Raw genomic sequence first — 13,384 nt, forward strand, 5'->3', positions numbered from 1 at the left:
ATCAACCGGGGCACCTGTTCATACATTGATCTGGATCAAGGCTGTTTGAAGTAGTCGGTCACATCATTCACGTCGTAGACCACCCTTCCCGCCACCTGCAACGGCACTATCCAACGAGGTAGCCAGGCCATGATTGATCAGACAGTCGTAGAACTGTCGCGGCTGCAATTCGCGCTGACCGCGATGTACCACTTCCTATTCGTACCGCTCACCCTCGGCCTGTCCTTCATGGTGGCCATCATGGAGAGCGTGTATGTGATGACCGGCAAGGAGATCTGGCGCAGGATGACCCTGTTCTGGGGCGTCCTGTTCGGCATCAACTTCGCCATGGGCGTTGCCACCGGCATCGTCATGGAATTCCAGTTCGGCATGAACTGGTCCTACTACAGCCACTACGTGGGTGACATCTTCGGTGCGCCACTGGCCATCGAAGGCCTGATGGCGTTCTTCCTGGAAGCGACCTTCGTCGGCCTGTTCTTCTTCGGCTGGAACCGCCTGAGCAAGGTCAAGCACCTGATGGTGACCTGGCTGATGGCGCTGGGGACCAACCTGTCGGCGATCTGGATCCTGGTGGCCAATGGCTGGATGCAGAACCCGACCGGTGCGGTGTTCAACCCGGAAACCATGCGCATGGAAGTGGTCGACTTCATGGCGGTGGTGTTCAACCCGGTGGCGCAGGCCAAGTTCGTGCACACCGTCAGCGCCGGCTACGTGACCGGTGCGGTGTTCGTGATGGCGATCAGCGCGCTGTTCCTGCTGCGCAACAAGCACAAGGACCTGGCCCGTCGTTCGTTTGCGGTGGCCGCGGCGTTCGGCCTGCTGTCATCGCTGTCGGTGGTCGTGCTGGGTGACGAGAGCGGTTACGCCGCCAGCGAACACCAGAAGATGAAGCTGGCCGCGATCGAAGCGATGTGGGAGACCGAGCGTGCGCCGGCCGACTTCACCGCCTTCGGCATCCCGAACCAGGAGACCCACCAGAACGACTACGCGGTGAAGATCCCCTACCTGATGGGCCTGATCGCCACCCGCTCGTTGAACCAGCCGATTCCCGGCATCCTGGAACTGGTCGAGCGCGCCGAACACCGCGTGCGTGGCGGCCAGCTGGCCTACGGTGCATTGGAACGCCTGCGCGCCAACAAGAACGACGTTGAAGCGCGCGAGATGTTCGACCGTCACTGGCAGGACCTGGGCCACGGCCTGCTGCTCAAGCGCTATCGCGATGACATCCTCAACGCCACCCCGCAGGAAATCTCGCAGGCGGCGATGGACACGGTGCCGCGCGTGATGCCGTTGTTCTGGACCTTCCGCGTGATGGCCGGCCTCGGCTTCTACCTCATCGCTTTCTTCGCCCTGGCCTTCTACTACTCCTGCCGCAACAATTTCCAGGACAAGCGCTGGTTCCTCAAGCTGGCCCTGTGGACGCTGCCGGCACCGTGGATCGCGATCGAGTGCGGCTGGTTCGTGGCCGAGTATGGTCGCCAGCCGTGGGCGGTCGATGGCGTGCTGCCGACCTTCTATGCAGCATCGGGGCTGGCCCTGCATGAAATCGTGCTGACCCTGGCCGGCTTCACCGCCATCTACACCGCGCTGATCGTGGTCGAGATCAAGCTGATGCTCAAGGCGATCCGCAAGGGTCCGGACGAGGTGCTGCCGTCACTGCAGTCGCCCCAGCCGCATGCTTCCCACAATGCCTCGGCGCCGGCCGCCGGCCAGGCCTGAGGCAGGAGAACCAAGATGGATTTCATTCTTCTGGACTACACCACGCTGCGCGTGATCTGGTGGCTGCTGCTCGGCATCCTGCTGATCGGTTTCGCCGTGATGGATGGTTTCGACCTGGGCGTGGGCACCCTGCTGCCCTTCGTCGCCCGCAACGACGCTGAGCGCCGGCTGGTGATCAATACCATCGGTCCGGTATGGGAAGGCAACCAGGTGTGGCTGATCCTGGGCGGCGGCGCGATCTTCGCCGCATGGCCGCCGCTCTACGCGGTCAGCTTCTCCGGGTTCTACCTGGCGATGTTCGTGATCCTGTTCGCGCTGATCCTGCGACCGGTCGGCTTCAAGTTCCGCAGCAAGATGCCCAGCGAGCGCTGGCGCAACACCTGGGACTGGGCGCTGTTCATCGGTGGCTTCATCCCTGCGCTGATCATGGGCGTGGCGGTGGGCAACGTGGTGCTGGGCGTGCCGTTCCACTTCGATGACAGCATGCGCATCTTCTACACCGGCTCGTTCTTCGGCCTGCTGATGCCCTTCGCGCTGCTGGCCGGCCTGCTCAGCGTGTCGATGCTGGTCGCCCACGGTGCCGCCATGCTGGTGCTGAAGACCGACGGCCCGGTGGCCGAACGTGCGGCCCGTTTCGGCAGCATCGCCGCGATCATCGCCTTCGTGCTGTTCGCGGTGGGCGGTGCCTGGGTGGCCTTCGGCCTGCCGGGTTACCAGATCACCTCGCAGGTGGTCACCGACGGCGCCACCAATCCGCTGCTGAAGACCGCCGAACTCGGCGCCGCCGGTGGCTGGATGCGCAACTACAGCGCCATGCCGGCCACGATCCTGGCGCCGCTGCTGGGCCTGGCCGGACTGCTGGCCAGTGCGGTACTGCTGCGGGCCCGTCGCGGCGGCCTGGCCTTCATCGCCTCGGGGGCCGCCATCGCCGGCATCATCCTGACCGTCGGCTTTGCGATCTTCCCGTTCCTGCTGCCGTCCTCGAGCCAGCCCACCTCCAGCCTGACCGTGTGGGACGCCTCGTCCAGCCACCTGACCCTGTGGATCATGCTGCTGGCCACGGCGGTGTTCCTGCCGATCATCCTCGCCTACACCACCTGGGTGTACCGCGTGCTCAAGGGCAAGACCACCACCGAAGAGATGGGCAACAACCCGAACGCTTACTGATTGACGGTGTGCCGGCCCACGGCCGGCACACCCTTGAACAAAGGAGACTGATCATGTGGTATTTCGCCTGGATTCTCGGTGCCGGCCTCGCCTCGACGGTGGCCATCCTCAACGGCATGTGGTTCGAAGCCCGCGAGCAGAACCGCATCGAGAAGGAAAATCGTCGCTGAGCTGTAAAAAAGCCTTGCCGCCTTGGCCTTCACACGGTATCTTAGGCGGCTCCTTCGGGGTGTAGCTCAGTCTGGTAGAGCGCTACGTTCGGGACGTAGAGGTCGCAGGTTCGAATCCTGTCTCCCCGACCACTTCGGTGGTCGCATTGAAGCCTGGTGAAGTCGTCCAGGCTTTTTTGTTCCCTGAAGTGGCACTGCTTCGGCAGTGTGAAGAAAACAGCATTCACCCCTTGCCGCCATCGGGGTGAATCGCTAGAATAGGCGGCTCCCTTCGGGGTGTAGCTCAGTCTGGTAGAGCGCTACGTTCGGGACGTAGAGGTCGCAGGTTCGAATCCTGTCTCCCCGACCACTTCGGTGGTCACCAAGAAGCCTGGAAGACATCACTGTCCTCCGGGTTTTTTTTGTATCAGGCACCTGGCCTCCCGCATGACGGGACCTTGCCGGAGCCCGCACGTACAATGGCCGCGCTGCCGGCCCGCCAGCAGCCCCTCCCCCACCTGCCGCTTCGGCGTAGACCGATGCCGGCGCTGCATGCCATTGCCCCGGCGTGCGACACCTGCAAGGACCACCGATGAGTTCCTCCACTTCCGATTCGCCGTCGCTGCTGCACGGTCGCGTCCTCGCATTCGCCGCGATCCTGCTGGCAGCGGTCAACCTGCGCACCGCGGTCACCTCGATCACCCCGCTGCTGGACGTGCTCGGCCAGCAGTTCGGTTTCGGTACCACCATGACCGGCGTGCTGGGCATGCTGCCGACCGCCTCGTTCGCGCTGTTCGGCGTGGCCACGCCGGCGCTGGCGCGGCGCCTCGGGCTGGAGCGCACCACGCTGCTGGCGATGGTGATGGCGATGGCCGGCCTGCTGCTGCGCTCCAGTGCCGGCAACGTCGGCACGCTGCTGCTCGGTTCGGTGCTGGCACTGGCCGGCATGGGCATCGGCAACGTGGTGGTGCCGCCGCTGGTGAAGCGCTACTTCGCCAACAAGGTCGGCACCATGAGCACGCTCTACATCAGCGTGCTGCAGCTGGGCACCATGCTGCCCGCATTGTTCGCGGTGCCGATGGCCAACGCCGCTGGCTGGCGCGTGTCGCTGGGCATGTGGGCACTGCTGGCACTGGCCGCAGCATTGCCGTGGCTGGTTCTGGCCAGGCGCGCACCGAAGCCGCAGGCAGATGCCACCGACCCGGCCGCACAGCCGCATGGGAAAGTCTGGCGCACCTCACTGGGCTGGAGCATGACGCTGATGTTCGGCATGACTTCGCTGATGACCTATTCGATGTTCACCTGGCTGCCACGCATCGTGGTCGAGGCCGGCGGCACACCGGCCTTCGGTGGCGTGATGGTGGCGGTGTTCTCGGCGCTGGGGCTGCTGCCGTCGCTGGTCATTCCATCCATGGCAGTTCGCATGCAGAACCCGTTCCCGCTGGTGCTGATCGGCTTCTTCTCGTTCGTGATCGCCTTCACCGGCCTGCTGCTGGCACCGATGACGGCCCCCCTGCTATGGGCGTGCCTGCTCGGCGTCGGTCCATCCACCTTCCCGCTGGCGCTGACCCTGATCAACCTGCGCACGCGCACCCCCACCGGCTCGGCGGCACTGTCCGGCTTCATGCAGGGCGTGGGTTACAGCTTCAGCTGTCTGGGGCCGTTCCTGGTCGGCTGGCTGCATACGGTCAGCAACGGCTGGACGCTCCCGTTCAGCTTCCTGTTCGGCTGCGCCACCCTGATGCTGTGCGCCTCCTGGGTGGCCTGCAAGCCGCGCAAGCTGGAAGACCTCTGGTAAGCCGCGCAGGGCCTCGCAACCGGCCCTACCTACCGCTCGTCAGCCCGTCTGCGCATTTTGACACCGGGCTGACAATTCCGGGCGGATAGTGCCCACGAATGCCCATCCTTGCCGCGTGCCGGCATCGGGCATGGGGGCGGCAGCGCCGCCCAGGCCGCCATTCGGTGTGCGGGGGACTCTCGTTTCAGACAAGACATTGCAGGTCGCTGTCCGGGTTTGTATCCGTCCTTGCTGGACGGGAATGCACGAAGGGAGTGACGCGGGCCACGGCCACGCCAAAAGCTGGCATGTGATGTGCGTCACATTTCTCAGGTTGTCTGGTTCGGAAGCCAAGGGGGTCCCCAATGGTTGTCCACCGCCGGCTGGCGCTCTGCGTCGGCCTTGCCTGTACCGCCCTGGCCTGGGCCAGCAGCGCTGCCTCGCCTGACCGCGAGGCGGCCCTGGCCGAGATCGGCCGCTACCGCGACCAGGCCCGCTGGCTGGATGCCCTCGGCGCGATCGAGCGCGCCAGCCAAGAGCAACCCAACGACGACCTGCTGTTCAAGCTGCGCGTACTGACCCTGGGCGACATCGGCAACGCCTGGCGCGCCTGGGAGCTGTACCAGCAGCGCCCGCAGCTGTTCGACGCTGCACAGAAGCAACGCATCGAAGGCGACTACCTGGCCAAGCTGGTGGTCTGGAGCCTGGCCTACAGCAGCAGCGAAGACAGCCGCCTGGAAGAAGCCGAATCGACCCTGGCGCGCATGCAGCGCTACCTGGGCAGCGAAGGCACCCCGCCCGCGCAGGCGCCGCTTCGCGTCCGCATGGACCGGCTGATCCTGCTCAACCGGCTGGGCCGCCATGCGCAGGTGCGCGAGGAAGCCCGCGCACTGCAGGCCGAAGGCCATGCCCTGCCCGACTATGTGCTGCCTGCGGTCGGCGATTCGCTGATGGGCACCCTGCATCCGGAAGAAGCCATACCGGTGCTGCAGGCGGCAGTGGCCGGCGACCCGACACGCGATGCCTCGCATTCGGAACTGGCCTATGCCTACCTGGAGAGCGAGCAGCAGGAAAAGGCGATCGACCTGCTGCAGGCCTGGCGTGACAAGGAGCCGGCGTGGCGCTGGAGCAACGGCAAGTCACCGTACGCGAACTGGTCACGTTACGAGGCCGACCTGAATCTGGCGATGGTACGCGCCTATAGCGGCGACCTGCGCACCGCACAGCACGACCTGGAATCGATGGTCGACATCGCACCGGGCAACGGCGGCCTGCAGAGCGCGCTGGGCAGCGTGTACATGATGCGCGGATGGCCACGCATGGCACTGCAGCGCCAGCAGATGGCACATGCGCTGGACCCTCGCGACATCGAGCCGCGGCTGGGCATGGAGGAGGCCTACGTCGCCCTGCAGCGCGATGACCTGGCAAGGCCACTGCACGACGATCTTGTCGCACGCTACCCGACCCAACCCGCCGTCGAACGCATGGACCAGGCCTGGCGCGCGCATCGCGGTTGGCAGCTGAAGGCATGGACCGACATTGGTCGCAGCTCCGGCGGTGGCGGCACCTCGCCGCTGGGCAACAACGACCGTCACTACGGCATGGAAGTGCAGACACCGGTGCTCGACGACCGCTGGCGGTTGTTCGCCTTCGCCGACAGGCGCTCGGTCGACTTCCAGGACCAGCGCATCGACCCGCTGTGGCTGGGCGCGGGCGTACGCTACCGCTTTGGCCAGCTGGATGCGGAAGCGGCGGTACTGCGCGCCAACGACCACATTGGCGATACCGGCCTGCGCATCGGCGTGGGTTGGCAGTTCAACGATTACTGGCATGCCGGGCTGGTGGCCGCACGCAATGACCCGGAAGCCTCGATGCAGGCGCGCGTGGCGGGCATCAGCGCTGACAGCGTGAGCGCGCAGGTCGACTACCGGCGCAGCGAGCTGACCCACTGGATGTTCGGCGCCAGCCGCTTCCGCTACGACGACGGCAACCACCGCGAGCTGTTCAGCACCAGCCTCGAACAGCGCCTGCTGACCCGCCCGCGCTGGTTGATCGACGGCCTGGCCAGTGCCTACACCAGCCGGGGCAGCCGCGACGACGCGCCCTACTTCAACCCGAAGCGCGACCGCATGGTCGAGATCGGGCTGCGCATCGACCAGCAGCTGTGGCGGCACTACGAGCGCCACTTCCGGCACCGCCTGACGGTCTCGCTCGGTGACTACTGGCAGGACGGCTTCGGCAGCGCTCTGGTCCCTTCGGTGTCCTACATGCACGAATGGCAGCTGGGCCAGGGCCGCGTGTTCGAGTACGGCGTGCGCTGGTCGCGGCCGGTCTACGACGGCCACCGCGAGCGTCATATCGGCTTCGAAGCCGCACTGCGCTGGGGAGAGTGACATGGCCCGCATCCTGCGACTGATCGTGCTCCTGCTGCTGGCCGCCACGCCGCCGGCGTTCGCGCAGCAGGCCCTGCATCTCGATGCCACTGACAACGGCCTGCTGATCCTCAGCTACCACGACATCCGCGACCGGGTCGCGGCCAAGGGCGACGCCGATACCTACGCGGTGAGCACGCAGAACTTCGCCGCGCACCTGGATTGGCTGGGGGCACACGGCTACCACCCGGTGTCGCTGTCGCAGGTGATCGACGCCTCCCAGGGACGCGCCACGCTGCCACCGAAACCGGTACTGCTGACCTTCGATGATGGCCTGCGCAGCGTCTACGACAAGGCGTTCCCGCTGCTGCAGGCGTACCGCTACCCGGCGCTGGTGGCAGTGATCACCGATTACGTGGACATGGCGCCCGGGCGCACGATCGACTATGGCTACCGGCCGTTCGGCCACGATGACTTCGTTACCTGGGCGCAGCTGAAGCAGATGCACGACAGCGGCCTGATCGAAGTGGCCAGCCATACCGACGACCTGCACCACGGAGTGCTTGCCAATCCGCAGGGCAATTCGACGCCAGCGGTGGTCACCCGCATCTACCGGCCGGCCACGCGCAGCTATGAGAGCGAGGCGCAGTACGAGCAGCGCCTGCGCGCCGATCTCGGCCGCAGCGTGCAGCGCATCCAGCAGCACCTGGGCGTGCGCCCGCGCGCCATCGTCTGGCCGTACGCCGCCTACAACCAGTTGAGCAACGACATCGCCGAACAGCTGGGCATGCCGGTGTCCTTCGATCTGGAAGGCCGCAGCACGCCAGTGGCCAGCGACCTGCATGGGCTGGCGCGCTTCCTGGTCAGCGACAACCCGACCGTGGAGGGCCTGGCCTACGAGCTGCGGCGCGACGTTGCGCTCGACGGCATCCGCGCGTTGCAGGTCGACCTGGATGATGTGTACGACCCGGACCCGGCGCAGCAGGGGCGCAACCTCGATGCGCTGATCGAGCGGGTCAAGCGCATTTCGCCCACCCACGTCTACCTGCAGGCGTTCGCCGATCCGGACGGCAACAACACCGCCGATGCACTGTACTTCCCCAACCGGCACATGCCGATGCGCGCGGACCTGTTCAGCCGGGTCGCCTGGCAGCTGAAGTCGCGCGCGGGGGTGAAGGTTTACGCATGGCTGCCGGTGCTCGGCTTCGAGCTGCCCGACCCCGTGCAGCGCAAGGCACTGGCGATCGACAACGGCGATGCCGACGGCATGTACCGGCTGGACTTCACCAATCCGAAGGCACGCCAGATCATGCTCGACATCTACGAGGATCTGGCCGTCAACTCGTATTTCGAAGGCCTGCTCTTCCATGATGATGGCTACCTGCGCGACACAGAACTGCCCACGCTGGCGGCCGGCGACGATGGCAGCGCTCGCACCCGGGCGCTGATCGACTTCACCCTGGCCCTGCGCGACAGTGCGCAGCGTTGGCGGCCGAAGCTGGCCACAGTGCGCAACCTGTACGCGGAGCCGGTGCTGCGTCCGCAGAGCGAGGCCTGGTTCGCGCAGCGCCTGGACCTGTTCAACAAGGCCTACGACCAGACCGCACTGATGGCGATGCCGTGGATGGAAGGCAGCAGGCATCCGGAACGCTGGCTCGACCAGCTGCTGGCCGCGGTGCGTGCGCACGATCCCCAGTTGCAGCACACCCTGTTCGAACTGCAGACCGTCGATTGGCGCAGCGGGCAACCGATTCCCGCCGAGCGGCTGCGCGCGCAGATCCGCCAGCTGCAGGCGCACGGCGTGCACCACTTCGCCTGGTACCCGGATGACTTCATCGCCGGCCAGCCTTCCACCCATGATGCCCGCGCGGCGATGTCCGCCGGCAACTTCCCGTACCCGGAGAAGTGACATGGACATGCACCCGCTGCTGCAGGTCCTGTTCCAGTTCGCCTTCTACTACCCGATGGTGATGGCGTTCTTCTGGATGTCGGGCGGCCTGTATTACTACTTCCGGCGCGAACGCCATTCGCGCCCACGCAACGACCCGCCGCTGATGGTCGATCCACCGTTCGCGAGCCTGTTGATTCCCTGCCACAACGAGTCCCCGAACCTCGACGACACACTCGGCGCGGCGCTGGCACAGCGCTATCCGGCCGACTACGAGGTGATCGCCATCGACGATGGCAGCAGTGATGACACCGGCGCCCGGCTCGACGTGCTGGCGGCGAAGCATCCGCGGCTGCGCGTGCTGCACCTGGACCGCAACCTCGGCAAGGCCAACGCGCTGCGCATGGGTGCGCTGGCGGCCCGCTCGGAGTACCTGGTGTGCATCGATGGCGATGCCATGCTGGAGGAACACGCCCTGCACTGGATGGTCTGGCACCTGGTCAGCGGCAACCGCGTCGGTGCGGTCACCGGCAACCCGCGCATCCGCAACCGTTCCACCCTGCTTGGACGCCTGCAGGTGGCCGAATTCTCCTCGATCATCGGCATGATCAAGCGCGCGCAGCGCGTGTACGGGCGCATCTTCACCATCTCCGGAGTGATCGCAGGCTTTCGCCGCACCGCCCTGCACCAGGTCGGCTGGTGGTCGGACGACATGGTGACCGAGGACATCGACATCAGCTGGCGCCTGCAGCGTGCGCATTGGGACATCCGCTACGAACCCAACGCGCTGTGCTTCATCCTGATGCCGGAAACGCTGAAGGGTCTGTGGCGGCAACGGCTGCGCTGGGCGCAGGGTGGCGTGGAAGTGATGCTGCGGCATGCGCGTTCACTGCTGCACTGGAAGGAACGGCGCATGTGGGGCGTACTGCTGGAGTACGTGCTGAGCGTGATCTGGGCCTACACCATGTTGTTCATCGTGGTGCTGTGGGTGCTGGGCAAGCTCATCGACGTACCGCCGCAGCTGTACATCGCCAGCCTGCTGCCGCAATGGCATGGCGTGATCCTGGCCCTGGTCTGCCTGATGCAGTTCGCCAGCAGCCTGATCATCGACCGTCGTTACGAAACACAGATTGGACGCAACTACTTCTGGGTCATCTGGTACCCGATGGCGTACTGGCTGATCAGTCTTTCCACCACCCTGGTGGCGTTGCCGAAGACCCTGCTGCGCCGTCGCAGCAAGCGCGCCACCTGGACCAGTCCCGATCGGGGGATCCGATGAACGCACAACGCCCGTCCAACCGCTTCGACTCGCGGATGATTCGCAAGCCGCATCGCCAACCACGCTTCCAGCGCACCGCCTGGGGGTTCGTCACCCTCGCGTTCTGGGGGTTCTACTTCTACCTGTGGGCACCGTTGGTGACCCTGTTCTCGTGGCTGATCGGCGGCCAGCTGGCCTGGCAGCAGCTGTACGAACGGCAAAGCCAGTTCGACCCCTATGTGCTGGTGGCACTGCCGCTGATGCTGCTGTGTGCCAGCGTGCTGCTGATCGGCTGGGCCGAGTACAACCGCGCGCGCTTCCGTGGCCACGAGCGACGCCTGCCGCGACCGCTGGCCAGCCTCAATGAAGTCGCGGCCGATCTGGGTGCCAGCACCGGCCTTGCCGAGCGCCTGCTGGGCTGCAAGGCCGCCACGCTGCACATGGACGATCACGCGCGGCCGATCGGTATCCGCCGCGAGGTGGTGTGACGCCCCGGTAGTCGCCGACCCGGGTCGGCGCTTGCTTGGGTAGCTGCCGACCCTGGTCGGCGCTTGGGCCTGGTGGGCGCCGACCTTGGTCGGCACCGGGGTCTACCGCGAAGGGCATCCGCGCATCGCGTGGATCTACTTGCGCGTCTGCCCTTCACCGCGCACGACGAATCGTTCGACGGTGAGTGCTTCCAGGCCCATTGGGCCGTACGCATGCAGGCGCGTGGTGGAAATGCCGATCTCGCTGCCCAGGCCCAGCTGTCCACCGTCGGAGAAGCGCGACGAGGCATTGACCATCACCACCGCCGAGCGCAGTGCGTTGACGAAGCGCTCGGCATGGCCGGCGTCTTCGGTGACGATCACTTCGGTATGGTCGGAGGTATAGGCACGGATATGCGCGATGGCCGCATCGAGGTCGTCGACCACCCGCACGGCCAGCACCAGGTCGAGGAACTCGGCAGCGTAGTCGTCTTCGCTGGCGGCGGTGCTGCCCGGCAGCAGCGGCTGCGCGTTCGTGTCGGCGCGCAGCTCCACGCCACGCTCACCGAGCGCCTGCGCCACGCGCGGCAGGAAGGCTTCGGCCACATCACGATGCACCAGCAGGGTTTCCAGCGAGTTGCAGGCCGACGGACGGCTGCACTTGCCGTCCACCAGAAGGTCGATGGCTTTGCCGAGGTCGGCGCTGGCGTCCACGAACAGGTGGCAGACACCCTTGTAGTGCTTGATCACCGGCACCCGCGCATGCTCGGAAACGAAGCGGATCAGGCCTTCGCCGCCGCGCGGAATCGCCAGATCGATCAGTTCATGCAGCTGCAGCAGCTCCAGCATTGCTTCGCGGCGCAGGTCGGTCAGCACGGTCACTGCCGCCGCCGGTACGCCATTGGCCTGCAGGGCGACGGCCAGCGCCTGGGCGATGGCGGTGTTGGAGTGGACCGCTTCGGAACCACCGCGCAGGATCACGCCATTGCCGGCCTTCAGGCACAGCGCAGCCGCTTCGGCGGTCACGTTCGGGCGCGCCTCGTAGATCATCGCGATCACGCCCAGCGGCACGCGCACCTTCTGCACGCGGATGCCGTTTGGACGCACATCGTCGCGGGTGATCTGGCCGACGGGATCGGGCAGCGCGGCGACCTCACGCACGGCTTCGGCCATCGCGAACAGGCGTGCCGGGTCCAGCGCCAGGCGGTCGAGCATGGCACTGCCAATGCCTTTCTCGCGCGCAGCGGCAAGGTCGCGCGCATTACCGGCCAGGATCAGCCCGGCATTCACTTCCAGTGCCTGGGCCATTGCCAGCAGCAGCGTGCGGCGCGCCGCATTGTCGAGGCCGGCAACGATCTGGGCCGCGTCACGGCAGGCACGCGCCTGCGCTTCGATTTCGCTCATCGGGGAGTCCTTCAAACCGGTCATGGCAGCACCAGATCGTCGCGATGGACGACACTGCCACCGTAGTTGTAGCCCAGCACGGCCTCGATGTCGCGCGAATGGCGGCCGGCGATCCGGCGCACATCATCGGCCGCGTACTGGCTGACGCCGCGCGCCACGCAGACGCGGCCCTGTGGCGCGTTCCAGCACACCTGCACCATGTCGCCACGGCGGAACATGCCCTCCGCGCCGGTGATGCCGCCGGGCAGCAGCGAGGCGCCCTTCTCGCGCATCGCCTGCGCCGCGCCGGCATCGATCACGATCGCTCCCTCGACCAGCGGCGCGTGCCGCAGCCAGTGCTTGCGGGCCGCCTCACGGCTGCGCGCGGCGTGGATACGGGTACCGAACAGGCGGTCCTGGGCCAGCGCGCGTACCACGTCACCGCTACGGCCATTGAACAGATAGGTTTCGATGCCGAGACGACCCGCCTTCGCTGCCGCTTCCAGCTTGGTCCGCATGCCGCCGGTACCGGCGCGCGAGCCGGCGCCGCCGGCCATCGCCAGCACCTCGTCACTCAGTTCCGGCACGTCGTGCAGCGGCCGCGCGTCGGCCACGGTGCGCGGGTCGGCGCTGTACAGGCCATCGATATCGGTGGCGATGAACAGCGCATCGGCATCGACCAGCGCCGCCACCGTCGCCGCCAGGTTGTCGTTGTCGCCAAGCTTGAGCTCGTCCACCGACACGGTGTCGTTCTCGTTGACCACCGGCAACGCGCCCAGCCGCAGCAGTTCGTTGAGCGTGGCGCGGGCGTTGAGGTAGCGGCGGCGGTTGCGCAGGTCGTCATGGGTCAGCAGCACCTGCGCCACCGGGCGCTCGAAGAAGCGCTGCCAGAGCCCGATCAGCTGGGCCTGGCCGAGCGCAGCCAGCGCCTGCCGCGCCGCCATCGCCGCGCCAGGTTCATCGGCCCGCGGCAGGATCGCGCGCCCGGCAGCGACCGCGCCGGAAGACACGATCACCACCTCGCGCCCGGCCAGGACATTGGCCGAGACGAACTGCGCCAGGCCCAGCGCGTGGCGTGGTGACAGGCCGCCGCCATCGGCTGCCAGCAGGCTGCTGCCGACCTTCAGCACCGCACGCCGCCATGGCGGCAGCGCTTGTTCGGGGAACGGCGAGGCGACGTTGGCAGCGTGCGGGATCATCGGTC

General features: G+C 66.6%; 10 protein-coding genes and 2 tRNA genes. 10 read left to right on the plus strand and 2 right to left on the minus strand.

Annotated features, from left to right (window positions below; translation table 11 throughout):
* The first annotated feature begins 129 nt into the window (after positions 1–129).
* The 10 genes from AC5P6S_RS05765 (at position 130) to pgaD (ending at position 10,818) form a co-directional block, all read left to right on the plus strand.
* On the plus strand, positions 130–1,719 hold the full coding sequence (locus AC5P6S_RS05765) for a cytochrome ubiquinol oxidase subunit I (protein WP_005410352.1): 1,590 nt from the start codon (positions 130–132) through the stop codon (positions 1,717–1,719).
* 15 nt (positions 1,720–1,734) lie between these two features.
* Complete coding sequence (cydB, locus tag AC5P6S_RS05770; protein WP_005410353.1) at positions 1,735–2,886, plus strand: cytochrome d ubiquinol oxidase subunit II; 1,152 nt, start codon at positions 1,735–1,737, stop codon at positions 2,884–2,886.
* 53 nt (positions 2,887–2,939) lie between these two features.
* Positions 2,940–3,056, plus strand: coding sequence for a cytochrome bd-I oxidase subunit CydX (cydX, locus tag AC5P6S_RS05775; protein WP_005410354.1), 117 nt, complete (start codon positions 2,940–2,942; stop codon positions 3,054–3,056).
* A 55-nt stretch (positions 3,057–3,111) separates the two neighbouring features.
* A tRNA-Pro gene (locus tag AC5P6S_RS05780) sits at positions 3,112–3,188 on the plus strand.
* A 140-nt stretch (positions 3,189–3,328) separates the two neighbouring features.
* Positions 3,329–3,405: transfer RNA gene (locus AC5P6S_RS05785), tRNA-Pro, on the plus strand.
* A gap of 222 nt (positions 3,406–3,627) precedes the next feature.
* Positions 3,628–4,833 carry a CynX/NimT family MFS transporter gene (locus AC5P6S_RS05790; protein WP_005410355.1) on the plus strand — a complete coding sequence of 402 codons (1,206 nt, stop codon included), beginning with the start codon at positions 3,628–3,630 and terminating at the stop codon, positions 4,831–4,833.
* A 344-nt stretch (positions 4,834–5,177) separates the two neighbouring features.
* Positions 5,178–7,205 carry a poly-beta-1,6 N-acetyl-D-glucosamine export porin PgaA gene (gene pgaA, locus AC5P6S_RS05795; protein WP_005410356.1) on the plus strand — a complete coding sequence of 676 codons (2,028 nt, stop codon included), beginning with the start codon at positions 5,178–5,180 and terminating at the stop codon, positions 7,203–7,205.
* Position 7,206: 1 nt separating this feature from the next.
* Positions 7,207–9,093, plus strand: coding sequence for a poly-beta-1,6-N-acetyl-D-glucosamine N-deacetylase PgaB (gene pgaB / locus AC5P6S_RS05800; RefSeq protein ID WP_062607436.1), 1,887 nt, complete (start codon positions 7,207–7,209; stop codon positions 9,091–9,093).
* Between the two features lies 1 nt (position 9,094).
* Positions 9,095–10,351 carry a poly-beta-1,6-N-acetyl-D-glucosamine synthase gene (gene pgaC / locus AC5P6S_RS05805; protein WP_062607438.1) on the plus strand — a complete coding sequence of 419 codons (1,257 nt, stop codon included), beginning with the start codon at positions 9,095–9,097 and terminating at the stop codon, positions 10,349–10,351.
* Positions 10,348–10,818 carry a poly-beta-1,6-N-acetyl-D-glucosamine biosynthesis protein PgaD gene (pgaD, locus tag AC5P6S_RS05810; protein WP_005410359.1) on the plus strand — a complete coding sequence of 157 codons (471 nt, stop codon included), beginning with the start codon at positions 10,348–10,350 and terminating at the stop codon, positions 10,816–10,818. Before pgaC ends, pgaD begins: the two co-directional genes overlap by 4 nt.
* Before the next feature lie 135 nt (positions 10,819–10,953).
* On the opposite strand, the gene AC5P6S_RS05815 is transcribed toward pgaD, so the two are convergent.
* Both AC5P6S_RS05815 and proB read right to left on the minus strand, forming a co-directional pair.
* Positions 10,954–12,225: a glutamate-5-semialdehyde dehydrogenase gene (locus tag AC5P6S_RS05815; protein WP_495204515.1), complete on the minus strand. Its 1,272-nt coding sequence runs from the start codon at positions 12,223–12,225 to the stop codon at positions 10,954–10,956.
* On the minus strand, positions 12,222–13,379 hold the full coding sequence (gene proB, locus AC5P6S_RS05820; protein ID WP_043035348.1) for a glutamate 5-kinase: 1,158 nt from the start codon (positions 13,377–13,379) through the stop codon (positions 12,222–12,224). The genes AC5P6S_RS05815 and proB overlap by 4 nt, the downstream gene beginning before the upstream one ends.
* Between the last annotated feature and the right edge of the window lie 5 nt (positions 13,380–13,384).

This window comes from Stenotrophomonas sp. YJH_SMC_119 (assembly GCF_059368315.1).